The organism is Parabacteroides sp. Marseille-P3160 (genome assembly GCF_900162725.1).
In the GTDB taxonomy this organism is placed as follows: Bacteria; Bacteroidota; Bacteroidia; order Bacteroidales; family Tannerellaceae; genus Marseille-P3160.
The window spans coordinates 2,071,028-2,097,668 of sequence record NZ_LT799418.1 but is presented as its reverse complement, the minus strand read 5'-3'; the positions used below and the strand labels follow the sequence as shown (position 1 = coordinate 2,097,668).

The following is a 26,641-nucleotide window of genomic DNA, read 5'->3' as shown; positions in this document are numbered from 1 at the left end:
GTGCGAAATTAAAAAAAAACCATGGCTCCACAATCATGTACCTCTTTTTTCCTCATTTAATTTAAGAAACCGATCTTCCGGAAAGAAAAAACGCATTGTAAAACTTTTATTTACAATGCGTTTTTAGTATATGCAGTTGTTCTACCAAGGCTCGAACTTGGAATTTCAGGACCAGAATCTGACGTGTTACCATTACACCATAGAACAATTTGTATTAAACAGATCCTCTAAATCGCTGCAAAATTAGAGATTTTTTCTTTTGCAGCAAAATTTTTCCACAAAAAAGGATGCAACAAAAACTACTTTCCATTGTTACATTTTTAGATTGATATAGCTGCCAGGCGCATGCTATAAAAGCATAGAATTTATAAAAGTATAAAAATATTGAAGTATATTTGCAGACTTGAATTATATATCAGCAATATACGAGCAAATTAGAAAGAATGGATCAAACGAGATTATTAGTAGAGACAATTGTTAAGGGATTACAAAATAAAAAAGGTAAAAAGATTGTCACGGTAGATTTAAACCGGATCTCCGGGGCTATATGTCAATATATGGTTATTTGTGAAGGAAATACGACGACCCAAGTATCAGCCTTGTCTGACTCGGTCTGGGATACGGTGCATAGTGATACACATGAAAAACCATTATCTATTGACGGAATGAGAAATGCGCAATGGATTGGTATGGACTATGGCACGGTTCTTGTTCACATTTTCCTTCCGGAACAACGCGTATTCTATAATTTGGAAACTCTTTGGGGGGATTCCAGTATTTCGAAGATTCCGGATATAGAATGATGCTTTGATTTTATAATTATTGACAAATATCTATGGAAAATAAAAATAGCAAGATTCCTAAAAACAACAAACCCAAGATGTTCCGTTTTAACCTCTATTGGATGTATGGGCTTATCTTCATCATGTTGATCGCCTTGTATATGACCAACGATTCTTCTGCAAAAAGAGAATTGGGGTGGACGGAATTTCAACAGTTGACAAAGGAAAATTCATTTGATAATATCGTCGTATTCAATAAAAAAAACCTGTTGGAAGCGACGGTAAAAAAGGAGAAGTATGGACAGATCTTTCAGGAAGACAGTTCCCGCGTGGGTTCTTCCCCCAAGGTTTTTGTAAAGATACCTTCCTCCGATCGTTTTTCGGACTTTTTTGATGCGGCGGCCAAGGAGAACAACTTGACGACACAAGTCAGTTTCGAAGAAGGAGACGACGTCTTCTGGAGCTTCCTTATTTCATTCGGCCCCTTTATCCTTCTGATTGCCGTCTGGATCTTCCTGATGCGAAGGATGTCCGGAGGGGGCGGAGGCGGAGGCGGCAACGTCTTTAACGTAGGAAAAGCCAAAGCGCAACTCTTTGATAAGGATGGAGATATCAAAGTGACCTTCAAGGATGTAGCCGGCCTGTCGGAAGCCAAGCAAGAGGTAGAGGAAATCGTTTCTTTCTTGAAAAATCCGGGAAAATATACCGAACTGGGAGGTAAAATCCCTAAAGGCGCTTTGCTTGTAGGCCCTCCGGGAACGGGAAAAACCTTATTAGCCAAGGCTGTTGCCGGCGAAGCCAATGTACCGTTCTTCTCTTTATCAGGTTCAGACTTCGTTGAAATGTTCGTTGGTGTGGGCGCCTCTCGTGTCCGCGACCTGTTCCGCCAAGCAAAAGAAAAAGCTCCCTGTATTGTCTTTATCGATGAAATTGATGCAGTCGGACGTGCGCGGGGCAGAAATGCCAATATGAACAGCAACGACGAACGTGAGAACACACTGAATCAATTGCTTACAGAGATGGACGGCTTCGGTTCGAACAGTGGAGTCATTATTCTGGCCGCAACAAACCGGGCTGACGTATTGGACAAGGCATTGCTTCGTGCCGGTCGTTTTGACAGGCAAATCTATGTAGAGTTACCGGATCTGAACGAACGGAAGGAAATTTTCAGTGTTCACCTGCGCCCTATTAAGATAGATAGCTCAGTAGATACCGAACTGATGGCCCGCCAGACGCCAGGATTCTCCGGCGCTGATATAGCCAACGTATGTAATGAAGCGGCGCTGATTGCCGCCAGAAGCGGAAAGAAATTCGTTCAGAAAATAGATTTCATGAACGCAATCGACCGGATTGTAGGCGGCCTGGAGAAGCGTACCAAAATCACGACGGCGGATGAGCGCAAAAGCATAGCCATCCATGAAGCCGGGCATGCCTCCTTAAGCTGGTTGCTGGAACATGCGAACCCATTGATAAAAGTAACCATCGTACCTCGCGGGAAAGCGTTGGGCGCCGCCTGGTATTTACCGGAAGAGCGCCAGATCACGACAAAGGAACAACTTTTGGATGAAATGTGCGCCCTATTGGGTGGCCGCGCAGCAGAAGAACTATTCCTGGGACGCATTTCCACCGGTGCATCAAACGATTTGGAAAGGGTTACAAAGCAAGCCTACGCAATGGTTGTTTATTTTGGGATGAGCGACTCGCTTCCGAATTTGAATTATTATGACTCGACAGGACAAGATTGGGGATTCACGAAACCATATAGTGATGAAACAGCCCGGTTAATCGACTTTGAAGTACAGAAAATAGTAAACGAGCAATATGAGCGCGCCAAAAGGATCTTGTCCGATAACGCGGAGAAACACAATCAATTGGCAGAATTATTATTGGTAAATGAAGTGATTTACACGGAGGATGTCGAGCATATTTTCGGAAAAAGGATGTGGGTTTCACGCTCACAGGAGATTTTAGAGCAACAGGAAAAGTTGAATAACGATAAAAAAGAGAACGCCCCTTCCGGGGAAAAGGTGCCTTCGGAGAAAAATCCGGAAAAGGAAAGCTCTGTAAGTAATACCTGACGAGGGCTTTGAGACCGAAAGCAAGGAAGGAGAATAGAGAAACTTCACGGCTCTTTGAATTTGTGAAATCCTTACATTATATAATTGATAGATAGAGAACCATCAAAAAACACAATTTATTTTGAACAATTTTATGATAAGAGCACTTACCGGTGCTGCATTTGTAGTGACTTTGACAGCGGCGATTTGTTTTAATCCCTACGCGTTTCTCCTCTTTTTTTGTCTGGTCATTATCCTTGGTATGAACGAGTTCTACAACCTGGCTCGAATAAAAAGCAAGGGAGATAAGTGGATCGGTATTTTGGGAGGAGTATACCTCTTTACCGCCACTTTCCTCTATGCAGGGCCGCTTGAAGAAGAACTCATCTTCCTGCCCTATATCCTTTTCCTGATGTACCTCCTTATCTCGGAACTCTACAAGAAAGAAGCAGACCCGATTAGAAATTGCGGTTTCCATATTTTAGGGCAGATCTATTGTGCCGGTTCACTTTCACTGCTGAATTTTATAGCCTTCCTGCCCGATGAATTCGGGGAAGTAAACTATTCCTGGGTTTTTCTGATGGCTATTTTTATCTTTGTCTGGTTGAATGATACAGGGGCTTACCTGATCGGGACGGCTTTCGGCAAGCACCGGCTGTTCGAACGGATTTCTCCGCTCAAATCATGGGAAGGTTTTTTCGGAGGTTGGCTGGTCGTCTTGATATTCTCTCTGTTCTGCGCCTGGTATACAGGGATCGAATGGTATATATGGGTAGGCTTCGCCAGTACAGTCGTCATCTTCGGTACGTTGGGAGATTTGAGCGAGTCGCTTTTAAAACGAACTTTCGGGGCGAAGGATTCGGGCAAATTCTTTCCGGGACACGGCGGTATACTGGATCGCTTCGACAGTGTTATCCTGGCCACTCCTGCCGCTTATATCTTTATTGAATTGTTTATTCGAAATTGAAGCTAAGGGTGATCATCCGGGTCGTCGCCTTTGAGAGGGCATTGGTATACTTCTGCATATCCGGGTCGGAAAGATCGCTGCGGTCCTTCTCCAGGACATCGGCCAGGCCAAAGCTAAACCTCAACTCGGGACAAAGCTTAAAATAAGGAAGATAGATATCACAACCGAATCCTATTTCCACACCGTAATCCATACCTTTGAGCATCAGTTCGGTACCTTTTTTACGCCCCAGATCCATTGCGGCATAGACTCCTCCCGTAATGTAAGGCCGGTAATTATTCAAACGAAGAGCGGCGTATTTTATCTGGAGAGGCAGGCTCATATAATTGGAACGCAGGCTCACAGACACATCCTCCGCCTCATTCTCACTATGCTGTTTCCTGAAAATTACTTTCCGGTCACCGAAATTCAAAGTCGGTAAGACCCGGAGGCTAAAATAAGGATTCAGATACATATCACCGATCACTCCCACACTAAAGCCGGGAGTGTAAGTCGGTATTTCGGCAAACCACACTTGCCCGTCTGATGTCACTCCCGAATTAGTCAGCAGCAAATCCTGTGTATGCAGTCCTACGTGAAAACCTAAATGATATAACTTCAAATCAGCATAAGGCTGATTCTTCACCCTCTGCTTCTGCCCCCAAGCAATTGAAGCTGAAATCAAAAGAAGCAATACGACAAGCGATATACGTTTCAATCCACCATTCATACCTACATTAACGAAGGATAAAAAAAAATATTGTCCTTAAAGTGCGGATAAAAAAAAGAAGGCAGAAGTTTTTTTAATGTAAAGAAAACTATATTTTTGTAGGACTAATAGTTATCAATTAAAAATCTTACAACAATGGCTTATTTAATTAGTGATGATTGCATTGCATGCGGTACTTGCATTGACGAATGCCCGGTAGGGGCGATTTCCGAGGGTGATATATATCACATTGATCCTGAAATGTGTACAGATTGTGGGACTTGCGCAGACGCATGTCCGACAGAGGCAATTCACCCGGCTGAATAAAAGAAAGTAATTCGATTTTTTAGAGTCTAAAATCAGGCGAGCCATTCCCTTAAGCGGGGCGGCTCGCTCTTTTTATCTATATGAAGCTCCGTTAAATCTGTTTATTTCAGAGAAAATCCCCTAAAAATACTTTCATTTGATTACTTTTGCGGAATTATTAGGACAAATGATAAAGACGTATTACCATCCCGCAGAATGAAATCTAAAAGAAACTGTTTTGTAACCTATCCATCTTCGGAAAAAATCTATGTTTCGGGAGAAATCAATAAAATCCGTGTTCCGATGCGGCGGATCAATCTTTCCGACACGATTATCCATCCCGAAGAGAACCAGACCGTCCGAAAAAAAAACAGCCCCGTTATTGTTTATGATACCAGCGGCCCTTATTCCGACCCGGATTGCACCATTATCCTCGAAGAAGGACTACCGAGAATGCGTGAAGACTGGTACGTCCGCCGGAAAGACATTGTCCGCCTGCCCGCGGGAACGACTTACGCATCGTTGAAGCATCCGCCTTACCGGGCGAAGGAGGACAAGACCATCACACAACTTTTTTATGCTAAAAAGCGAGTGATCACTCCCGAAATGGAGTTTGTCGCCATCAGGGAGAATCAGCAGGTGGAGGCGTTGGGACTGAAGTCCTATATCACGCCTGAATTCGTACGCAAGGAAATAGCTTCGGGACGCGCCGTAATCCCGGCAAATATCAACCATCCGGAACTGGAGCCTATGATCCTCGGCAAACGCTTTCTGGTAAAGATAAACACGAACACCGCGACTTCCGGCCTTCCGATCCGTGACGAATTGGAAAAAGCAATCTGGGGATATAAATGGGGGACGGATGCGCTGATGGACTTGTCGGCCGATACGGATTCCTATGCCTATCGCGATTATCTGATCCGCACCTGCCCCGTTCCATTAGGAACAGTCCCTGTCTACGAAGCGCTGACCAACGCCGGAGGAGAAGCGCAGCACCTGACTTGGGATATCTTCCGTGAAACCTTGATCGCCCAGGCGGAACAAGGAGTCGATTTCGTAACCATCCATGCGGGGATGCGGCTGGAGGATTTAAAATTGACGGAATCCCGCCTGACGGGTTTTATCTCCCAAGGCGGCTTCATCCTCAAGCAATGGATGCAAACACATCAGCAAGAAAACTTTCTTTATACGCATTTTGATGAGATCTGCGAAATCCTGCGGGCATATGACATCACCCTTTCGCTCGGTAGCGGTTTCCGTTCGGGTTCTATCTACGACGCCAATGACAGCGCCCAGTTTACGGAACTCCGCCGCATGAGGGAACTGACGGAAACAGCCTGGAAGCATTTTGTACAAGTGATTGTCGAAGGTCCCGGCCATGTACCGATGAATAAAATCCAGGAGAACATGAAAGAGCATCAATATTGCTGCAAAGGCGTTCCACTCTTTACTCCCGGCATGATCACTACCGATATCGCCCCCGGATATGACCATATCACGGCCGCAATCGGAGGAGCGCAGGTTGCCTGGCACGGCGCCTCACTTATTGGCGGAGCGACTCCAAAAGAGTATCTGGATCATCCGGATACGGAAGATATATGCGCCGGAGTCGTTGCCCACAAAATAGCCGCCCATGCAGCCGACTTGGGAAAAGGTCATCCGGGCGCCCAAATTCGTGACAACGCCCTCAGCAAAGCGCGTTGCGAAGCAAGGTGGCAAGATCAACAAGCCTTGGCGCTCAATCCGGACCGGGTATGCCAGTTCTATAACGAACGGGGTGTCTCCAAACGCCAATGGAAGAAATAAAGGATCAAGCCTTATTTGTCTTATAGTAGCTCTTATACCAATCGATGAACAAAGGTATCCCTTTCTCAATAGGCGTAGATGGTTTGTAATGGACGCAAGCCTCCAGACGGGAAGTATCCGCGCAGGTGACCGTCACGTCTCCGGGTGGGATGGGTAACAATTCCAGCACAGCCTTGCGCCCCAGGGCTTCTTCCAGCAGATGAATAAAGTCGAGCAACCTGACCGGCTGCGAATTGCCTATATTAAACAGTTGGCAATAGGGCAGTTCGGCATCCTCGCCGGGCGCTTTTCCAAGGAGGCGGATAATGCCCGTCACCGTATCGTCCACATACGTGAAATCACGCAGCATCTCCCCATAATTGAATACACGGATCGTCCGCCCCTCCAGTATAGAGCGGGTAAACAGCATCGGCGCCATATCCGGCCGTCCCCAGGGGCCATAAACGGTAAAAAGGCGGACACCGGTAACCGGCAACCGGAATAAATGGCTGTAGGTATATGCCATCAGTTCATTGCTCCTTTTGGTTGCTGCATAAAAGCTGACAGGATAATCTGCCGAATCGCTTTCAGAGAAAGGGATCTTGTTTTTTATCCCGTAAACGGAGGAACTGGAGGCATAGATCAGGTGCTTCACCTGATGATACCGGCAACATTCCAGCAGATTGGTAAAGCCTACGATGTTCGACTCGACATAGCTCTGCGGATGCTCGATTGAATAACGGACGCCGGCCTGGGCGGCAAGATTGACGACAACATCAAATGCATTTTCCCGGAAAAGGACATTCAGTTTCTCTGAATCAGTCAGATCAAGTTGTACGAAATGATAATTGGAATGCAGCGAACTATCGGTAACCATTCCCGTCCGAATCCGGCTCTCTTCTATTCCGCTTTGGGATAAACGGTCGTATTTGAGCTGCACATTGTAATACGCATTGATCGTGTCAATGCCCGTTATCTCAACATCTTCCCGCCCGGCCAACTGCTCCACGAGATGATAGCCGATGAATCCGGCCGCTCCTGTTATTAATATTTTCATTTCAAATATTTTCTATCCAACCATAAATTACGTGTGTAAGTAATGAAACCGGCGCCCTGCCCAAGTAGCAAAACCGGGTCTTTCCGTATAATCCCGTAGACAAGTATCAAAAGGGAACCGATCAGGCTTAGGGTCCAAAATCCCGATGGGAGCAATGATTCTCCCCGGGAACGGGAATACAGCCATTGGTATACAAACCGGAAAGTGAAAATAAGTTGCCCGATCGAACCGAAGACCAACAATCCAAAGGACACTTCCTTGAACAAGTGATCGAAATTGGCCGTACTATCATACAAGACACAACCAAGCGCAATCACCGGGAGAAGCAGGATAGACCAACGAATGACCGCCGGAATTCTCTCCCATGACTTTTTATTATTCAGGTTCCAAATATAGATATAATAGGAAAAGATTTGTCCCAGTATAATAGCGAAATCACTGCGTAACCAACCGTATATGGAGAAAAGCAAGGAACCTAATAAACTCAATTTCCAATAGATTGTCGGGGATACGACCTTCTTGGCTTTTTCCGACAGGATCCATTGGATGAACATCCTTGCGGAAAACAATCCCTGAGCCAGGAATCCGATGACAAAGTACCAACTGCTATGCTCCACGTTACTCCTGTTCTTTTAGATTATCCGCACTGATCGTATAGTTAATGTATCTTTTCCGCATCCATCGATATGCAAAGCAATCCAGAAAGGGACTGACCAGACGATTCCACAAATGAAATTTGGAAATGCCTTTCAGGCGTTCGAAATGGCGAACCGGAACCTGCTTCACCTTCTCGTTTTGCAATTGGATCAAAGCAGGCAAAAAGCGGTGCATTCCGGTAAAAAAAGGAATCCGCTTCGCCGCATCCGTTCTTATTACCTTCAGCGGGCAGCCGGTATCCTCTACCCCATCATGAGTCATCATCCGACGGAAATAGTTAGCAATCAGAGAAGAGAACCTTTTGCCGAAACTATCTTTCCTCCCGGTACGGATTCCCATCACCAAGGCATAATCCCGGCGAAAGGGAAGAAGCCGCTCGAAATCCTCCGGCAAAGTCTGCAAGTCTGCATCTATATAGCCGGTGTAAGGGGATTCCGCCATATCGATTCCGGCTTTAAGGGCAGCGCTCAAGCCATTATTATGCGTAAAGGTAATATAATAGAAATCCGGATTCTTGCGGCAGATCTCAATGATTCCCTGCAAACTGTTGTCCTTTGAACCGTCATCCACAAAAAGAATGCACGCCTTCACGGAAGCCGCCTCCAGATAACGTCCCAGTTCCTCTTCCAACCGGCTGATATTTTCTTCTTCGTTATAGATCGGTACGATTATACAAAATTCGTACACACTTGTTTTATTCATCTTTATGTCTCTTACTTGATAAGAACTACCTCGCGCACTAACTCTTTATTATATCTTTTGTCTTTTGTCTTTCTCCAATTATTATCGAAAGTATCAATAGGTTTTACCGTTACCCCTTTTCCGGCAAACACGGAATCAGCCGGTTGTTTGCTAAGAAAGACAAAGGGACGACTCACCCGTATCAGGGAATCATTCTTCACATCCAGGGGACGAATCACCCGGTTGGATTCATAAACCCATTCCATCCGAAGCTCCTCTTCCTTATTATAATAGAAAGGAATCCCTTCCAGTTCCTTATGCTCCCTCAGCATCCGGATATTATGCCGTTCCGGATTAATGAACATCTTTCCGATCGGAATCAGGCAAACACTCTCAATCATCATCATACTGAGCACAATCGCACTGAATACGGCCATCACTTTGATGTTCCTTGTTGGCAGGATCGAGCGGAAAATCCATAATCCCAGTCCCCAGCCGAATAAGGCAGTCAGAGTGAGAATCCAGATAGAAAGCTCTCCTTCGCGATAGAAGATAAAGTAAAGGGTGACTGGTAAAGCCATAAGAATGAAGGCAATAATTCCGCTATTGATTCGGAACACCCTCCTTTCTCCGGCCGACCGGAACCCGCGCCAACAATGATAGAAGTAGAAAGCAATCGTCATAGCTCCCGGAATCAGAATCGGCAACAGATAACGGGTCTTTTTTTCCGGTATGACAGATAACAAGATCAAAGAGGAAAGCAACCACACGATCGAAAAAGTATGATCTTTGCGGTATTTCTCTTTCCGACAGGCGAAATAACCCACTAGGGCCGTTACCCAGAACAAAGCCCAGATTCCGGCTTCAGCCGGGAATTGCCAATAATAATACCACGGCCGTACATTATGATTGAGCCAGGAAGATGATTCCTTAGCCGCCACTTGAAGCGCCATATCCCGGTGAAAGAAATAGAGATAAGCCATCCACCAGAAGGCGATTACGGCAAAGAGCAGAACCATCACCACCAAAGGAGCCGCCTTCCCTTTCATGCGGGGACGGTAGGACAAGCCGTAAGCAATCAGAAACGGAAGCAAAAGGGCATAAAAGGAAACAGGCCCTTTCCCAAGAAAAGAAAGTCCGAGGAATATACCCGAAAGCGCAAAAGCTCCCCATTGCCGGCCTTTTCCCTCCAAAGCCGTCACCAGAAAATAAATGGCTCCCAACATAAAACTATGGCAATAGATATCCCATGTAGCCGTACGGCCCATCATCACGGCATTGAAAGATGTCGCCAAAACCAAGGCGGCAAGCAACCCGATCATTCGGTCACGGGTCAGCCGAATAACCAAGAGATACAGAAAAAAAATCATCATGGTAGCGACCAGTCCCGCCACACACCGTTGGGCGACCAGACTTCCGGGAAACAGAAACTCCACACCGGCTGCTATCCAGGTGGGCAAAGGCGGCTTCTCCAAACGCAACTCCCCGTTCAACGTCGGGATCAGGTAGGAACCGTCTTTTACCATCTCCTGTGCCGTCGCTAAATTACGAGCCTCCATCAAATCCGCGGGAACGACCTGATTATTAATAAAAAAAGCGAAGGAACAGACTACAATAATCAGCAGAGAATGAAGAGGGTGAAAAGAGATATGTTCTGTATTTATTCGATTTGTCAGGCTCATCATTTTTCGGATTTTGACGAGCAAAACTAATCAGAAAAAAACAGATTTCCTAACATTTATGCAAGACATGGAAGGTAAATCCGTAAAAACAAAATAGCAACATGATTATTCATGAAAACAATTTATCCTCACTTCACTTGCTTATCTATAAAACTTTACGTACTTTGCGCTACTATAAATCTAAAACACACATAGATATGGAACAGCCGCTTTTGCTCCAAAGGATTTTTATTAAGTCGCAAGCAAGATAAGGCTTAATATCCTGCANTCTTCTTCGTTATAGATCGGTACGATTATACAAAATTCGTACACACTTGTTTTATTCATCTTTATGTCTCTTACTTGATAAGAACTACCTCGCGCACTAACTCTTTATTATATCTTTTGTCTTTTGTCTTTCTCCAATTATTATCGAAAGTATCAATAGGTTTTACCGTTACCCCTTTTCCGGCAAACACGGAATCAGCCGGTTGTTTGCTAAGAAAGACAAAGGGACGACTCACCCGTATCAGGGAATCATTCTTCACATCCAGGGGACGAATCACCCGGTTGGATTCATAAACCCATTCCATCCGAAGCTCCTCTTCCTTATTATAATAGAAAGGAATCCCTTCCAGTTCCTTATGCTCCCTCAGCATCCGGATATTATGCCGTTCCGGATTAATGAACATCTTTCCGATCGGAATCAGGCAAACACTCTCAATCATCATCATACTGAGCACAATCGCACTGAATACGGCCATCACTTTGATGTTCCTTGTTGGCAGGATCGAGCGGAAAATCCATAATCCCAGTCCCCAGCCGAATAAGGCAGTCAGAGTGAGAATCCAGATAGAAAGCTCTCCTTCGCGATAGAAGATAAAGTAAAGGGTGACTGGTAAAGCCATAAGAATGAAGGCAATAATTCCGCTATTGATTCGGAACACCCTCCTTTCTCCGGCCGACCGGAACCCGCGCCAACAATGATAGAAGTAGAAAGCAATCGTCATAGCTCCCGGAATCAGAATCGGCAACAGATAACGGGTCTTTTTTTCCGGTATGACAGATAACAAGATCAAAGAGGAAAGCAACCACACGATCGAAAAAGTATGATCTTTGCGGTATTTCTCTTTCCGACAGGCGAAATAACCCACTAGGGCCGTTACCCAGAACAAAGCCCAGATTCCGGCTTCAGCCGGGAATTGCCAATAATAATACCACGGCCGTACATTATGATTGAGCCAGGAAGATGATTCCTTAGCCGCCACTTGAAGCGCCATATCCCGGTGAAAGAAATAGAGATAAGCCATCCACCAGAAGGCGATTACGGCAAAGAGCAGAACCATCACCACCAAAGGAGCCGCCTTCCCTTTCATGCGGGGACGGTAGGACAAGCCGTAAGCAATCAGAAACGGAAGCAAAAGGGCATAAAAGGAAACAGGCCCTTTCCCAAGAAAAGAAAGTCCGAGGAATATACCCGAAAGCGCAAAAGCTCCCCATTGCCGGCCTTTTCCCTCCAAAGCCGTCACCAGAAAATAAATGGCTCCCAACATAAAACTATGGCAATAGATATCCCATGTAGCCGTACGGCCCATCATCACGGCATTGAAAGATGTCGCCAAAACCAAGGCGGCAAGCAACCCGATCATTCGGTCACGGGTCAGCCGAATAACCAAGAGATACAGAAAAAAAATCATCATGGTAGCGACCAGTCCCGCCACACACCGTTGGGCGACCAGACTTCCGGGAAACAGAAACTCCACACCGGCTGCTATCCAGGTGGGCAAAGGCGGCTTCTCCAAACGCAACTCCCCGTTCAACGTCGGGATCAGGTAGGAACCGTCTTTTACCATCTCCTGTGCCGTCGCTAAATTACGAGCCTCCATCAAATCCGCGGGAACGACCTGATTATTAATAAAAAAAGCGAAGGAACAGACTACAATAATCAGCAGAGAATGAAGAGGGTGAAAAGAGATATGTTCTGTATTTATTCGATTTGTCAGGCTCATCATTTTTCGGATTTTGACGAGCAAAACTAATCAGAAAAAAACAGATTTCCTAACATTTATGCAAGACATGGAAGGTAAATCCGTAAAAACAAAATAGCAACATGATTATTCATGAAAACAATTTATCCTCACTTCACTTGCTTATCTATAAAACTTTACGTACTTTGCGCTACTATAAATCTAAAACACACATAGATATGGAACAGCCGCTTTTGCTCCAAAGGATTTTTATTAAGTCGCAAGCAAGATAAGGCTTAATATCCTGCACCTTCGGTTTTTACCGACTTCTTGATTAGGAAAGAAGCTTTTATACAAGGCTTTTTCCTTCTAAAAACGGATTGATTGTTAACCATTTGCTCTCCACTAAAGAGCATGAATTCTTATCACATGAAAGAAGTAAAAAATATGGATCTTCGAAAATTAGGAATGAAAGAAGACCTTGATTTTCACCGAAAAGTGTATTCGATCGTTGAACAGGCAAACGATCTGGAGTTTCGCCAGCATGTATTTGCCTACCGAGAGAAAATCACAGCGTTCAAAGAAGCGCTGAAGCAAAGGGAAAAGAGCCTGATAACCAAAGAAGTCAGCAGTTTGGAGAAACGCCGCGACCGCGCCTATCGCGCCATAACCTCCCTCGTATCTGTCGGCATTGCTCATTTTAATGCGCAAACGGCCGAAGCAGCGCGGCAGATACAACACATCATCCGCACGTACGGCAATCCGACGAGGCTTTCCCATCAAGAGAAAAGTGACGTGCTTCGCCAACTGACGGAGATATTCGCCGGCGAGGAATATGCCACCGCCCTGGACGCCATCCATGCAACGGAATGGATAGAGGAACTTATCGCGGCGAATGACGCTTTCGACAAAACCTACCTGCAGCGGAGGGAAAAACAAACCTCCTTTGTCACCAGTTCCACTTCGGCAGCGCGCCGGGAGGCCGACCAGGTTTATCACTCATTAGTCAAAGTGATGAATGTGCTGATGAACTTGTCACCGGACAAGGAAAAAGAGCAATTCATTGAAAAACTGAACCAAGTGATCGACCAGACCGCATACAGGCAGGTTACCCGGAAGAAGCGTTCCGTAGCGAAAAAGAGCGATTGACAAATATACTGAAAGCCGAAAACAACATTTCACCGGAAATTCTGTTATTAATACATGAACTAACTAAATTTTAATTTACTTGAATATGAAAACAATCGTATTAATCCGCCACGGAGAAAGTGCATGGAACAAGGAAAACCGGTTTACCGGATGGACCGACGTAGATTTGACGGAAAAAGGAATTGCTGAAGCTACCAAAGCCGGTCATTTATTAAAAGAAAAAGGTTATGTATTTGACAAGGCTTATACTTCCTATCTGAAACGGGCGGTAAAAACCTTGAACACAGTGCTCGACGTGATGGACTTGGATTGGATTCCGGTGGAAAAAAGCTGGCGGTTGAACGAAAAGCATTATGGCAATCTGCAGGGATTAAACAAAGCGGAAACCGCTGCGAAATACGGTGACGAACAGGTGTTGATCTGGCGACGGAGCTATGACATAGCGCCGAATCCGCTACCGGAAGACGATCCGCGGAATCCCAAATACGATGTTCGTTACAAAGGAGTGCCGGACAATGAACTGCCGCGCACCGAAGCACTGAAAGATACGGTCGAACGCATCCTTCCTTATTGGAAAGAGGTGATCTTCCCTTCGCTGAAGTCTACCAACGAACTATTGGTCGCCGCCCACGGAAACAGCCTGCGGGGTATCATCAAATACCTAAAGCATATTCCGGATGATGAAATCGTTCACCTGAATCTGCCGACAGCCGTACCGTATGTTTTCGAATTCAATGACGACTATCAACTGGTAAACGATTATTTTCTGGGTGACCCGGAAGAAATCAAGAAATTGATGGAAGCCGTAGCCAATCAAGGGAAAAAGAAATAATTAACGATAATTATCCCTTAAGGAGACATGAGTCCCGGTCGGAAAAACGGCCGGGACTTTTTGTTTGACTTCTCCCATCGCCGCCCACTCGGCTCCCCTTAAAAGAAGAACCTGAAAACCTAAGCATTGCATGGCGGGATTCTCCTCCAGGCTACTCCCGGCATGGCCCAGCATCGTATGGAAGATACGTCCTTTGCCATACCTGACCGTAAAAACAAGAGGCTCTTCCCTGCCCGATCCTCCGGTTGCCGGATCGGAATAAGCCGTATAAAGCAGCGAATCGAGAACACCTGGTCCACGCATCCGGTCATAAAGTTCGTCCTTGGCATGCAGCCACTGCTCCGGCAATCCTTTCACTATCGGATGATCGGAACGCTTATGTAGTATGTATTCATGCTGTTGCCCGTGCGATCCCCCCGACCCGGCGGATGAATCCCGGACGATTTTCCCGTCTTTCCAATAGACGTAAGGGCCATCTTTCTCATTCCGCCCTTCCCAACCGCCTAAAGCGCAAATCTCATTATAAGCCTTCCAGTTGGGAAAAGCATTGTCGGCCGCATGATAAACGACTACTCCCCCACCGTTTTTCACATACGTCTCAAACCGCCGGTTGGTTTCTTCCGGCCAGGAATCCCCATTATAATCCAGTACAATTAATGGATAAGCTGAAAAATCCGGGTGGAATCCGGACATGTCTTCCCCTTTCGCGGGTGAAACGGCCAGATCGACTGTAAACAAACCGGAGTTTTCAAGTATCTGCTTGATTGCCAAATGACTTACTTCCCAATGATGGTTATTCTGCCCGGTAACCAATAAGACTTTAACAGGCTTTTCCGCACAACCGTTCAGAAAGAAAGACGAAAGAAGAAGGAAGAAACTCCCCAACAAAAACCGTTTCATAATATTTTCGATTTAAAAGAGTTACGCAAATGTAACAGAATTCCGGAAAAACCGTTCATACTCCGCCCATTAATTCACAATAAAATTCGTGGAAAAATGAACCAAGCCGGTTTTCATATCATAAATTCCTCCGACAATGAGAATCTGATGGGCCTTCTCCATCTCTCTTAAAATAGGGCTGCGTTGGCGGATATGTTCAATCGAGTAAGCGACATTGTGACGGCAAACACGTTCCACAAATGCCGGATTAGCCGAAGTTTTCTCTCCGGTAAATCCGACAGAAGCTACTTCCACGACAGGGCGTATTTTGGCTAATAAAGCAGTAATATTTCCCAATTTAACATTATCTATTGCCGATTGGATCGCACCGCAATATTCATGCCCCATGACGACAATCACTTTCGCCCCGGATATTTTACAGGCATATTCCAAACTCCCCAGAATATCTTCATTAACAATATTTCCGGCCACTCTGGCCACAAAGATATCGCCGATCCCCCGATGGAAAATATCCTCTACGGGAACACGAGAATCCAGGCAGGAAAGAACGACCGCTATCGGATATTGCCCGATAGCAGCATCACGTACGCGTTGGGAATTATTGCGAACCGTCAGATGATCCTCTGCAAAATCTTTATTTCCTTCTTTTAATAATTCCAAAACCTCTCCGGGCGAGAGTGCAGCTTGCTGTTCGGCTGTTAAAACCGATGAGCCCAGCAATTTTTTTAAGATATTCCGTTTCATACCGAATGAAAAATATTCGATTTATTTTAATTTGTTCCAGAGCAATAGGCAAATCGATTACAATGATATGTTCCATATCGTTACATCGTCCTGTAACCGGCTTTACTTAAATAAACAAAGTTTGAACAGAAAAGATTAAGGAAAATAGTGCCGGAATAAACCCATTCAAACAAAATCCAAACAGACGGTGCAACGTTGGACAAACGACTCCTGGGCTTCGAAGCCGAAAATTCAATAGCGTAACTTTGTGCCTCACATAAATCTGCATTATCTTTGCGCCCAAAGATTTGTAAAATATGCATAACCTTTATAAAGTTTTTCTCCCTGTTCTTTTCGGTATTTTTGTCATCTCCGGTAGTATTTATTGTCAAGATGATTGGCGCGCTAATATGGATAAGCTCAACTACTCTGCCCGGTATTTCGGGCCGAACGCTTTTCCCTATCCGGAAGTCCAGTCCGGTCTGAACCGGAACCGGTGGGAAATAGAGGCCAGAGGAGAATATCACCATTATAAAGGAGATCAGACGAAAGATTTTTTTGCCCGTTTGTATATTCCGATTGCGGATGGAAAGGTCGCTTTCGAAATCAGCGGAGTAATTGTGGAAGATTACAAGATGACCCCCGAAACGAGAGACGAGCGCATGGCCTATGCCCTTGAATCCCCTATCTCCTGTCATGGGGATGCGATTATAAGTACTTATTTCCAATTGCTACGAAGTAAAAAATGGGTGGATATCCTGGCCAGCGTCAACTTAAAAACGGCCAGCGGAAACCGCCTTGTCGACGCACGTTATACGGATGCCGTCAGCTATTGGTTCGACGCTCATATAGGAAGAAATCTATATCAAAGCACAGACCAGACCTTCTCCCTGCGGGCGCAAATCATGGGAGGATTTTATTGTTGGATGACTAATAACCTGGTACATCGCCAAAACGATGCGCTGGTTTTTGGCGGCGGCTTAACCGGAAAAGTCAGGGCTTTTTCTCTGAACACCGATCTGATCGGCATATATGGATATAAGGGTAACGGAGACCGTCCTCTTTCGCTACGTACCAAACTGGAATATGAATTAAAGAAGAACATCCTCTCCATCCGCTACCGCCACGGGATAAAGGACAATCTGTATGACAGCTATTCCATTGCCTATATCCGTTGCTTCTGAAAGATCAGGTATGCTTCGTCAACTCGAACTGCTTATCTACGCACGGGGGGAGTTCGTGCAGATAATGGGTGACGAAGATCAGTGTCTTTCCCGGACGCGAGCAGAACTGCTCGATGATTTGGATTGCTTCCGCCTTGGCGCTCACGTCCAGCCCATGCAAAGGCTCATCCAGGATAATCAGATCCGGATCCTTCACAAAGGCACGCGCCAATAGCGCCAAACGCTGCTCCCCGGAAGAAAGCGTCAGGAAAAGCCGGTCTTTCAACGTTTCAATGCCGAAAAGCCGCATCCACTCCAAAGTAGCCTGCTGTTGTTCTTCATTACATTTACGATATAAGCCCACCGAATCGAAAAAGCCGGAACCGACGACCTGAAGGGCCGGCACATTCTCGCGATAAAACAAATGCATCTCGGGAGAAACATACCCGATCCGCTTCTTTATATCCCAGATGCTCTCCCCGGAACCGCGTTTCCGGTCGAAAAGATAGAGCGTATTCGCATAAGATTGCGGATTATCCGCGTAAATCAGGCTGAGCAGGGTGGATTTGCCAGCGCCGTTCGGGCCGGATAGCGCCCATTTCTCTCCGTTCTTCACTTCCCAATCCACCTCTTTCAGTATCGTCCGGTTTCCGTAACGAATGGAGACATGCTCCATGCGGAAGGTCAGGTGATGGGAAGAGGCCGGCCTATGGCCTGCCGGTAATTGCGGCGCCTCCTTCCGGGGGAAAAGCTGCCGCTGCAATGCAGGATCGGCCAGAAATGCTTCACGGGTTTCCGATGGATATACACGGCGGTCCTGCATGGGCAGTACATGCGTAATGCTCTCAGGAATATCCGCCGGGTCGGCAAGAAGCAGTAGTATCTGTGTTTTCTTAAGATGGACAGACATAGTGAGCATCTCAACCAGCATATTCCGCGAGGCGGCATCCAACCCGATAAACGGATTATCCAGGATCAATATGCGGGGAGCCGTCAATAGCACCCGGGCGATCAGGAACTTGCGCAGTTCACCACTGGAAAGATAGATCAACCGTTTCGAAAGAAGATTTTCCATGCCGAAAAGGGAAAGCAGCATCCACTGCTGCTCTGTTTCCAGCAACCCGTCCAGCGTCTCCTCGACAGTCTTGATTTCATCCGACTCCGTGGAGTGCCAACGCTGCTGATAATAGGTGTTGCGCCCATCGGTCAACGAATAGATATCTTTAAAAGAGATGCTTTTGACTTGTTGAGAAACCGGCCCTTCAAAACCATAAGTTATTTCACCGCTCTTCAAGGCCAGCTTTTTCTGCAAGAGGTCGGCAAACAGGCTTTTGCCGGAACCGTTGGGAGCAATTATAGCCCATTGTTGTCCGTCCAGGAGCTCCCAATTCAAGGGCTGCTGGAATTGCAACTCCGGCAGACGAAGGACAACATTCGTCAACCGGATCATACTCTTATTTTCTTTCATGATCTTCTTCTTAGCGTACGACCGTACCTCCGCCGGTATGGATAGCGCCGGCTTCCGTAATAACGACCTGCTGAACACCGGCCTCGATCGCTTGAAAGGCATTTTCCAATTTGGGAATCATTCCTCCCTGTATGATTCCTTTTTCCGTATATTCCCGGAAGGCGGCGCGGTCAATCAGCGGAATCACGCTCTCATCGTCATTCTCGTCCCGCAGCACTCCTTTTTTTTCGAAACAGAACATCAGCGTCACATCAAAATAATGCGCAAGCGCCTTGGCCGCTTCACACGCAATCGTATCGGCATTGGTATTCAACAGATGTCCCTTTTTGTCATGAGTCAAGGGAGCCAGCACGGGCACGATATTTTGCTGCAGGAGCAAGACCAATGCGCCGGCATTCACCTCTTTCACATCCCCTGCATATCCATAATCGATCTCTCTTACCGGACGCTTCTCCGAACGCATCCAGTTCATATCCGCTCCGGTCAGTCCGACGGCATTCACGCCGTTCGCCTGCAGGCCGGCGACAATAGTCTTATTCACCAGGCCGCCGTAAACCATCGTGACGACCTTTAAGGTTTCGGCATCCGTAATTCGCCTCCCATTCACCAGATGGCTCTCGATGCCCAGCCGCTCGGCCAACCGGGTAGCCAACCGTCCGCCGCCGTGCACCAACACTTTATATCCCTCTATTGCAGAAAAATCACGTAAAAGATTCCGGAGCGTTTCTTCCTCCTCCACAATCTTCCCTCCTACCTTAACTAAGGTCAGTTTTTCCATTTTCATCCGAACATGTAATTATTTTGGAGTCAAAAGTACGAAAAAAACGAAAGAATGATTACATTTGCACCATTCAATGCGGAAGTAGCTCAGTTGGTAGAGCATCAGCTTCCCAAGCTGAGGGTCGCGGGTTCGAGTCCCGTTTTCCGCTCGAATGATAGATCAGAGGTCAAGCAATTAGGCCTCTGATTTTTTACACCACAATTGTCATATCCTCTGCCTTTTTGTAAGTTTGAAACGACAAAGGAAATCGGCAAGAAAATCAATGGATAAAAGAGGAAATTTATTGCGGAAAAGTAGATGAATACAGTTCTTATTATTGATGACGAAGCAAATATCCGAATGAATGCGTAAATTTGCTGCTATCACACTTCGCTTTTTTTAATCTATCAGTACACTATTAAGCGGTTTCCTTTTCGAATAAGCCTGTTTTTCCCCATACCCTATTCGTAATAGGATTTGTGGTTTTCCCGGTTCTATATCGAGTATCTTAGCCATTTCTTCAGCTAAACCTTTCACTTCACAAGGCTGGTTGCAGTAAGCTGAGGATATCCCTGACGCAGTGGTTTTTAAAAGAAAACGCTGTAATTCCCGTCCCAAATTGATCCAAACATCTATGGCATTTGTTTCTGAGGCAAATAAAACAAAATGAGACGACGATTTTATCTTTTTTTCATCCGACTTATTTTGTGTTTTGGCATTCAACATACTGCCCATTACCGGTTTGGAAATAAAAACAGGTAGATTAGGTGCACCGAACACCGCATAGCTCAAACCATCGTTCGTATCATCCTGTTCCTTTTTATTGTATCTCATCCACGATTTAAGTTCTGACACAAAAGCTTTGTCCTGCATCTGAACAATATTCGCTTTCAAAATACACTTGGTAATGTCGTCATATTCCTTACTTCCGTTTTGCCAGCAATAAAGTTTAATCTTATTCTTGTCTCCTTCTTGTTTAAAAAGTTGCATTATAACCGAATCAGGTATTATCTTTCCATTATAAACACTCCGGTTTGTTTGACGAACAGGTATTTGTCCAAATAACGCGTCTTTCTCGGTTTCGCCTTTCGAAAGGTGGATAATAACAGTAGAATCAACGATTTCCACATTGGTGTTGTATCCTGTTTCTAAGGCGGAAATACAGATATTTTCAGTGGCACACCCCAGGCTTATAAACATTTCACGGTCATCGGAATCGACAACAGCTAATTTCTTTGAATTATTTGCATGGATTTCTATGCAGGTATCCTTTATTTTGAATAACCAAGGCTGTGTGTTATGACCCGATGGGGCTTTAATGGCTTGTTCAACCATAAACAGGAAGTCTTGGTTTTGCGAAAGTAATATTGATGAATTTAATGTAAGCATAATAAGCAATAATATAAAGTTTCGTTTCATGATTTATCTAATTTATTTAATCCAATCATCTATCAGTTTATTGATTACATTTGCAATTTGTTCCCATCCTTTGTCTGTTTGGATGGGAATGGTACAATAGATCGGGCAAACTTCTTCCAACATGGTCAGATAGCTTATGGAAGAGCTTATCAGCAAAGCAAAAACCGCAGTTTCTCCCTTTGTACTTTTGTTTAATTCACTTGCCAATTCTATGAGCTTTACTGCATTTTTTTCTCTTTTTTCGCGCAGAGCTTCTACAATTGAATTATTACTTGAAAGTTCCCACCGATAAAGCCGCTTCAAAAGTTTATCCTGTCTTGACATAAAAATCTGTTCCCTGAAAATCTTTTTCAGGAATGAACCTAAGTCCGCGAGTTCCATATCTGTAGAAATATTTATCCAATAATCTTTTTTAAGGATATATTGTGCTATTAATTCTTCGATAGAACCGAAATAACGATAAATAAGTATCTTGGATACATTCGCTTTTTTAGCAATAGCATTGATACCTATATTTTCAAATCCTTGTTCTTCGATGATTTCCCCTACAGCATCCAACAAGCGATTTTCGGTTGTTGCTCTGTCTTTCAAAATGACGTTATTATTTTCCATAAAAACAATGTTACTATTCGGGAACAAATATATGTAACCATTCGGGAACATCAAAATAATATTGAATTATTTTAGAGAAAATCGATAATCTGGAACAGAATGAATGCCTTGCTGTGTGGAGAGTCTAAATCTTATTGACATTTAAATTACAGCTATTTTTTCAGGTAGCAGTTAATTGTTTTTTTCATATTCTTTGTCTGTGAGCTGCAAAAAAACATATTGGAAAGGCAACGATTTCGCGATGATTCCTATGGCATCATCAATGGTCGGGTAAGCTGCTATTTTTCCGAAACTTTATCCTTCTTTTTTCCATTTTAGTCCTCTTTTCTCCCGTCTCGCTCAGATTTTTAAATTAAAGATGGACATTGCATTGTATGTTTGTATAGCAAAATCATTTAATTATGTAAATCAATAATTATGATAATTTACTGATAGTAAGAGTAATTAAATCTATATTTTGTATTTCCCGGAATAAATAATCAATCACAAAATTTAGTTTGATATGAAAAGAATATCTATTGGAACTATAGTCCTCTGCATAGTTTTGTTACTATCAAATTGCGGAACAAGTAAAACACAACGAAAAAATAACAGAAAAAAAGAAAAGACAGAAAAAAGAGACAAAAATAAATCGGATAGAAAAGACAGGAACAAAGAAGATTTCTATCAAAACAACGGAAAAACAACGAAAAAAAGTACTGCATGTTTGTCCTGTTAAAACGATAAATTATGATAAATATAAATTTCTGTAAACATATTTTGCTTGTCATTTTGTTATTCCTGTTTTTTTCTGGCGCATATGCACAAAGCCGACTTGATACTACTTATATCAAAACAAATAAAAAAACAAGGTTGACTCTGGATTTGCAGGTAGAGACGGCTTCCAATTCAGATTATAAGTTGAAATATGATGATCAGACTTATGAGAAAGGAAAAATGACCGACTTTGCAAAAACGAAAATACGTCTTGGCGTTCCTATCTTGCGAAGTAAACAATTTACCTTTTCCGCCAATGCAAATTACAGTTTTTATCACTTGAATTTCAATCAGAAGGAAGTCCTGAAAGAAGATTTAGGTTTAAATTTTAATGGCGAACATCACGTTTGGGGATTCTCTCCCAATGCGACTTTTCACACAAAGATATTTTCAAAGCCGATAATAACCAATGCCAATATCTCATTTGATTTCTCTGAACAGGGATATGAAAGGATGAAAGGAATTTTTGCTGCTGTAATGCAGGTTAAACAAACTAAATCAACCTCTATCGGTGTGGGAATAATCGGCCTTGTAAATACAACATCCCCTCTTCCTTTTATCCCTGTATTTACTTACCACCACCAGTTTAATCCTCAATGGACAATAGACTTAATGTTGCCGCAAGCTTATTTGAGATATTCTTTTCGGGAAAAGAAAAGGTTGTCGGTTGGTATGTCGGTAGACAATGACTATTTTTTTGTACGACAGCAAAACCCTTTATTACCAGAAAAGTGTATATATAGCAGAAGCCGTTTGACACCTGAAATTATTTACGAACAACCTATTGCAAAACATTTCTACATGACAATACGGGGCGGGGGTAATATTTTCCTTTCAAATCGGTTACACAGTAAAAAGAATTATAAAGATTATATAGAATTTTCACAGCCGATGAATTCATTTCTGAACATCGGATTTTCTTATAACCTAAGCAGATAAATAATATATATGGTGTAGGTTACTGTAAAAGATATCAATAACTTATAAAGAAACTCAGTTGAGATGAAAAAAATTATTCTAAGTTTTATTATTTGTACAACAACAATCGTAGCAACAGCTCAAGATACAACAGCGCTACTTTACCGTTTTACACTGGAAAATTGTCTGGAATATGCATCCAGTTTTAATTACAACCGTCAATCCCAGAAACTGACTGAAAAAGCAAAAGAGGATGCTTACTCTCAATCAAAAATGGAACGGTTACCCAATCTGAGTGCATCATTGAATGAAAGTTTTAATAGCAGCAAGAATAGTGCATCATCTTGGAATGGCTCTTATGGAATAAATACTAACATAACTTTATACAATGGAGGAAGTATCGGCAACACGATTGAACAAAACAGGTTGATGACAGAACAGGCTTCGGCTCAAACTTATATGCTTGATAAGGATTTAACAATAAGTATATTGCAGGCATTTTTGACAGCTCTGGGAAATGAAGAATTACTCAATTACCAAAAATCGGTCGTAAAAACCAGCGAAGAACAGTTAAAACAGGGTGTAGAACAATTTCGTCTTGGCAAAATTTTGGAAAGTGATTACCTGTTGCTTGAATCCCAATACACCACAGACAAAAACAATATTGTCGAAACACAGATAGCCATAGATAAAAGTTTACTTAACCTGAAAAACCTGTTATCAATGTCTCCGACAGATAACCTTCAAATAGTTTCTCCGGATACAGGGATTATTACAGGTATGAGCATGTTACCACCCATAGATTACGTTTTGGAACAGGCATCTGTAACCTTACCAGACTTGGAAATCAGTAAATACAATGTAGAAATAGCTAAAATAGGAGTTAAATTATCTAAGGCAAACTACGCACCGGCAATTAGTCTTTACGGAAATGCAGGTACGGGGCATTCAAGCACTTATTCCCGTTTTGGTAAACAATTGTCAGACCGGTTAAACGGAGAGATAGGCATTTCAGTCAGTATCCCGATTTTTGATAATAACCGTACCCGTTCAAAAGTAAATCAAAGCCGTATAGCCCTGCAACAAGCCGAATTAGAGCAAAAACAAACAGAACTGGATATGATGCAGGTTGTAGCAACAGAATACCAGGATGTTGTTTCAGCCTATAATAAGTATCAAACTTTCAATGTAAAGCAACAAGCCTACTTTAAGAGCTTTGAAGTTTATCTGGCTCTGTTTAACACAGGCTCAATTACTGCCGTTGATATGTTGCAACAACAGAATAATTACATCAGTGCTTTAAACGATTTTATTCAAAGTAAATACGAATTTATATTAAAAAGAAAGATATTGGATGTATACATTGGAAATTCAATCTTAATGTAAAATCAACAATATAGCTTCATGAAACTTAATAAGCAAAATTTTTAATCAAAATAGAAATGAAAAGAAAATCTATCATTATTGGCGTTATCGCTGCCCTCATGCTCATAGTCGTTATCATTTTTATAAAATCAGGGAAGAAAGAAATTCAGATAGATACAATAGTTGTCGAAAATGATACCATCCAGACTGTCATAACAGCCACCGGATATGTCCAACCGGTAGACAAGATAGATGTTGGGACACAGGTTTCCGGTGTTATTGAGAAAATCTATGCTGATTTTAATTCTCAGGTAAAAAAAGGACAATTATTAGCAGAACTGGATAAATCTACTTTAAGAGAAAAAGTGATTCAGGCTAATGCCAGCGTAATAAGTGCGCAAAGCGACCTGACCTTTTCGCAGCAAAACTACAACCGGATAAAACAATTATATGAAGTAAAAGCTGCGACAGAAACATCATACGAAGAAGCGATAAACAAATTGGCACAAGCCAAAACGAGCTTGGATAACGCCAAAGCGAGTTTACATCAGGCACAGGTTAATCTGTCCTATGCAGAGATATATTCGCCTATTGACGGTGTTGTCCTAAATCGTGCAGTGGAACAAGGGCAAACGGTTGCAGCTTCATTTAATACCCCGACTTTATTTACAATTGCCAACAACCTGAAAAAAATGCAGGTAGAAGCAGATATCGATGAAGCAGATATAGGAGACGTAAAACTCGGGCAGGCAGCTACTTTTACGGTCGATGCATTTAGCGATGATATTTTTTCCGGAACAGTATACCAAATCAGGCTTCAACCTACCGTAAAAAATAATGTTGTTACTTATACTGTTATAATCGAAGCACCCAATCCGGAAGAAAAACTATTTCCGGGCATGACAGCCAGCGTTTCTATTGTAACCCATTCAGAAACAGGCTTAGTTATTCCCGTTGAAGCTTTATCTACAACATTTAGCCCTAATATTATGAAAGAGTTAAATATTCAAAATACTGTATCGGCCAAAGGTGTTTGGGTAAAAACATCGGAAGGAATCATACATAAAGAGTTAAAAACAGGTGTTAATAACGGAACTCATATCATTGTCGAAGAAGGCTTGAAGGCCGGGGACAGCATTATCCTTTCGACGTCTTATGAAAAAGAATTAAATACGACATCATCCAATCCTCTAATACCATCCAAACCTCAGAAAAAATAACTATGGGTGAAATAATTAAAATCAAAGAATTACGCCGGACCTTTCAAATGGGTAATGAAGAAATACATGCCCTTAAAGGTATTTCTTTTGGTATAAGTGAAGGCGAGTTTGTAAGCATTATGGGTTCCAGCGGGGGCGGGAAATCTACTCTGCTGAATATTTTAGGTTGCCTCGATCGTCCTACATCCGGCGAATACTATATAGACGGAATTTCTATAAGTAAGAGGACAAGAGCCGAATTAGCCACTTTGCGCAACCGTAAGATAGGATTCATTTTTCAGTCATATAACTTATTAGCACGGACAACAGCGTTGGAAAATGTTGAACTTCCATTGCTCTACAACAATACGCTTTCAAGCAAAGAAAGGAAGGAAAGGGCTATGCATGCTTTGAGTCAGGTAGGCTTACAAGACCGAATGGAACATATGCCGAACCAGCTTTCAGGAGGGCAACAACAAAGGGTAGCGATTGCCCGGGCTTTAGTTAATGACCCTGTTATTCTGTTGGCCGATGAAGCAACCGGTAATCTCGATACCCGGACTTCTTATGAGATTATGAGTTTATTCCAAAAACTGAACTTGAAAGGGAAAACGATTGCCTTTGTAACCCACGAACCGGATATTGCGACTTTTACCAACCGGATAATACAATTACGTGACGGGCATATAATAAAAGACACAGAAGTAGAGCCTAAATTGGCATCCGAAATGTTGGTTGGATTGCCACAAAATGAAGATTATTAAAAAAA

25 protein-coding genes and 1 tRNA gene are annotated in these 26,641 nt (G+C 43.5%); 14 read left to right on the top strand and 12 right to left on the bottom strand.

Going from position 1 to position 26,641, the window contains the following annotated elements:
- Positions 1 to 443: 443 nt before the first annotated feature.
- The 3 genes from rsfS to BQ8014_RS08255 all read left to right on the top strand — a co-directional run bounded on the left by rsfS (position 444) and on the right by BQ8014_RS08255 (position 3,806).
- Positions 444 to 803 (top strand): ribosome silencing factor, encoded by a 360-nt coding sequence (gene rsfS, locus BQ8014_RS08265; RefSeq protein WP_080903959.1) that lies wholly within the window; start codon positions 444 to 446, stop codon positions 801 to 803.
- 32 nt (positions 804 to 835) lie between these two features.
- A complete protein-coding gene (gene ftsH / locus BQ8014_RS08260; protein WP_080903958.1) occupies positions 836 to 2,860 on the top strand; it encodes an ATP-dependent zinc metalloprotease FtsH in 2,025 nt (674 codons plus the stop codon).
- Positions 2,861 to 2,993: 133 nt separating this feature from the next.
- On the top strand, positions 2,994 to 3,806 hold the full coding sequence (locus tag BQ8014_RS08255) for a phosphatidate cytidylyltransferase (protein WP_234998014.1): 813 nt from the start codon (positions 2,994 to 2,996) through the stop codon (positions 3,804 to 3,806).
- On the opposite strand, the gene BQ8014_RS08250 is transcribed toward BQ8014_RS08255, so the two are convergent.
- Positions 3,793 to 4,503: a type IX secretion/gliding motility protein PorT/SprT gene (locus BQ8014_RS08250; protein ID WP_080905890.1), complete on the bottom strand. Its 711-nt coding sequence runs from the start codon at positions 4,501 to 4,503 to the stop codon at positions 3,793 to 3,795. The two genes, BQ8014_RS08255 and BQ8014_RS08250, sit on opposite strands and share 14 nt — an antisense overlap.
- A 147-nt stretch (positions 4,504 to 4,650) precedes the next feature.
- On the opposite strand from BQ8014_RS08250, the gene BQ8014_RS08245 reads away from it, so the two are divergent.
- Both BQ8014_RS08245 and thiC read left to right on the top strand, forming a co-directional pair.
- The gene (locus BQ8014_RS08245; RefSeq protein WP_080903956.1) at positions 4,651 to 4,821 is read left to right on the top strand and encodes a DUF362 domain-containing protein; all 171 of its coding nucleotides are present in this window, start codon (positions 4,651 to 4,653) and stop codon (positions 4,819 to 4,821) included.
- A 195-nt stretch (positions 4,822 to 5,016) separates the two neighbouring features.
- A complete protein-coding gene (gene thiC, locus BQ8014_RS08240) occupies positions 5,017 to 6,606 on the top strand; it encodes a phosphomethylpyrimidine synthase ThiC (RefSeq protein WP_080903955.1) in 1,590 nt (529 codons plus the stop codon).
- 4 nt (positions 6,607 to 6,610) lie between these two features.
- Here thiC and BQ8014_RS08235 read toward each other — a convergent pair whose 3' ends face one another.
- The 5 genes from BQ8014_RS08235 to BQ8014_RS08215 all read right to left on the bottom strand — a co-directional run bounded on the left by BQ8014_RS08235 (position 6,611) and on the right by BQ8014_RS08215 (position 12,653).
- On the bottom strand, positions 6,611 to 7,642 hold the full coding sequence (locus BQ8014_RS08235) for an NAD-dependent epimerase/dehydratase family protein (RefSeq protein ID WP_080903954.1): 1,032 nt from the start codon (positions 7,640 to 7,642) through the stop codon (positions 6,611 to 6,613).
- A complete protein-coding gene (locus BQ8014_RS08230) occupies positions 7,639 to 8,259 on the bottom strand; it encodes a lipid-A-disaccharide synthase N-terminal domain-containing protein (RefSeq protein WP_080903953.1) in 621 nt (206 codons plus the stop codon). The genes BQ8014_RS08235 and BQ8014_RS08230 overlap by 4 nt, the downstream gene beginning before the upstream one ends.
- 1 nt (position 8,260) lies before the next feature.
- A complete protein-coding gene (locus tag BQ8014_RS08225; RefSeq protein ID WP_080903952.1) occupies positions 8,261 to 9,001 on the bottom strand; it encodes a glycosyltransferase in 741 nt (246 codons plus the stop codon).
- A gap of 11 nt (positions 9,002 to 9,012) precedes the next feature.
- The gene (locus BQ8014_RS08220; RefSeq protein ID WP_234998013.1) at positions 9,013 to 10,665 is read right to left on the bottom strand and encodes an ArnT family glycosyltransferase; all 1,653 of its coding nucleotides are present in this window, start codon (positions 10,663 to 10,665) and stop codon (positions 9,013 to 9,015) included.
- A gap of 335 nt (positions 10,666 to 11,000) precedes the next feature.
- Positions 11,001 to 12,653, bottom strand: coding sequence for an ArnT family glycosyltransferase (locus BQ8014_RS08215; RefSeq protein ID WP_234998013.1), 1,653 nt, complete (start codon positions 12,651 to 12,653; stop codon positions 11,001 to 11,003).
- A 384-nt stretch (positions 12,654 to 13,037) separates the two neighbouring features.
- Between BQ8014_RS08215 and BQ8014_RS08210 the strand changes: the two genes are divergently transcribed.
- A complete protein-coding gene (locus BQ8014_RS08210) occupies positions 13,038 to 13,757 on the top strand; it encodes a DUF6261 family protein (RefSeq protein ID WP_139785103.1) in 720 nt (239 codons plus the stop codon).
- 85 nt (positions 13,758 to 13,842) lie between these two features.
- A complete protein-coding gene (gpmA, locus tag BQ8014_RS08205; RefSeq protein ID WP_080903949.1) occupies positions 13,843 to 14,589 on the top strand; it encodes a 2,3-diphosphoglycerate-dependent phosphoglycerate mutase in 747 nt (248 codons plus the stop codon).
- Here gpmA and BQ8014_RS08200 read toward each other — a convergent pair whose 3' ends face one another.
- Together BQ8014_RS08200 and BQ8014_RS08195 are read right to left on the bottom strand one after the other, a co-directional pair.
- Entirely contained in the window at positions 14,590 to 15,489 is a 900-nt protein-coding gene (locus tag BQ8014_RS08200; protein ID WP_080903948.1) for a ThuA domain-containing protein, read from the bottom strand.
- 69 nt (positions 15,490 to 15,558) lie between these two features.
- Positions 15,559 to 16,233 carry a carbonic anhydrase family protein gene (locus BQ8014_RS08195; RefSeq protein ID WP_080903947.1) on the bottom strand — a complete coding sequence of 225 codons (675 nt, stop codon included), beginning with the start codon at positions 16,231 to 16,233 and terminating at the stop codon, positions 15,559 to 15,561.
- Between the two features lie 296 nt (positions 16,234 to 16,529).
- On the opposite strand from BQ8014_RS08195, the gene BQ8014_RS08190 reads away from it, so the two are divergent.
- Positions 16,530 to 17,396, top strand: a complete 867-nt coding sequence (locus BQ8014_RS08190) for a hypothetical protein (RefSeq protein WP_080903946.1) — start codon at positions 16,530 to 16,532, stop codon at positions 17,394 to 17,396.
- Between the two features lie 4 nt (positions 17,397 to 17,400).
- Here BQ8014_RS08190 and BQ8014_RS08185 read toward each other — a convergent pair whose 3' ends face one another.
- Together BQ8014_RS08185 and argB are read right to left on the bottom strand one after the other, a co-directional pair.
- The gene (locus BQ8014_RS08185; RefSeq protein WP_080903945.1) at positions 17,401 to 18,843 is read right to left on the bottom strand and encodes an ATP-binding cassette domain-containing protein; all 1,443 of its coding nucleotides are present in this window, start codon (positions 18,841 to 18,843) and stop codon (positions 17,401 to 17,403) included.
- Positions 18,844 to 18,853: 10 nt separating this feature from the next.
- Complete coding sequence (gene argB / locus BQ8014_RS08180; RefSeq protein WP_080905889.1) at positions 18,854 to 19,621, bottom strand: acetylglutamate kinase; 768 nt, start codon at positions 19,619 to 19,621, stop codon at positions 18,854 to 18,856.
- Between the two features lie 78 nt (positions 19,622 to 19,699).
- Here argB and BQ8014_RS08175 point away from each other — a divergent pair.
- Positions 19,700 to 19,772 (top strand) — tRNA-Gly (locus BQ8014_RS08175).
- Positions 19,773 to 20,002: 230 nt separating this feature from the next.
- Here BQ8014_RS08175 and BQ8014_RS08170 read toward each other — a convergent pair.
- Together BQ8014_RS08170 and BQ8014_RS08165 are read right to left on the bottom strand one after the other, a co-directional pair.
- Positions 20,003 to 21,022: an Acg family FMN-binding oxidoreductase gene (locus tag BQ8014_RS08170; protein WP_080903944.1), complete on the bottom strand. Its 1,020-nt coding sequence runs from the start codon at positions 21,020 to 21,022 to the stop codon at positions 20,003 to 20,005.
- Positions 21,023 to 21,034: 12 nt separating this feature from the next.
- Positions 21,035 to 21,634, bottom strand: coding sequence for a TetR/AcrR family transcriptional regulator (locus BQ8014_RS08165; protein WP_080905888.1), 600 nt, complete (start codon positions 21,632 to 21,634; stop codon positions 21,035 to 21,037).
- 502 nt (positions 21,635 to 22,136) lie between these two features.
- Here BQ8014_RS08165 and BQ8014_RS19180 point away from each other — a divergent pair.
- The 5 genes from BQ8014_RS19180 (at position 22,137) to BQ8014_RS08145 (ending at position 26,636) form a co-directional block, all read left to right on the top strand.
- Positions 22,137 to 22,352 carry a hypothetical protein gene (locus tag BQ8014_RS19180; RefSeq protein WP_139785102.1) on the top strand — a complete coding sequence of 72 codons (216 nt, stop codon included), beginning with the start codon at positions 22,137 to 22,139 and terminating at the stop codon, positions 22,350 to 22,352.
- 11 nt (positions 22,353 to 22,363) lie between these two features.
- Complete coding sequence (locus BQ8014_RS08160; RefSeq protein ID WP_080903943.1) at positions 22,364 to 23,329, top strand: hypothetical protein; 966 nt, start codon at positions 22,364 to 22,366, stop codon at positions 23,327 to 23,329.
- Positions 23,330 to 23,392: 63 nt separating this feature from the next.
- Complete coding sequence (locus BQ8014_RS08155) at positions 23,393 to 24,694, top strand: TolC family protein (protein ID WP_080903942.1); 1,302 nt, start codon at positions 23,393 to 23,395, stop codon at positions 24,692 to 24,694.
- Between the two features lie 56 nt (positions 24,695 to 24,750).
- Positions 24,751 to 25,893, top strand: a complete 1,143-nt coding sequence (locus tag BQ8014_RS08150; protein WP_080903941.1) for an efflux RND transporter periplasmic adaptor subunit — start codon at positions 24,751 to 24,753, stop codon at positions 25,891 to 25,893.
- Between the two features lie 2 nt (positions 25,894 to 25,895).
- Positions 25,896 to 26,636: an ABC transporter ATP-binding protein gene (locus BQ8014_RS08145; protein ID WP_080903940.1), complete on the top strand. Its 741-nt coding sequence runs from the start codon at positions 25,896 to 25,898 to the stop codon at positions 26,634 to 26,636.
- Positions 26,637 to 26,641: the final 5 nt, after the last annotated feature.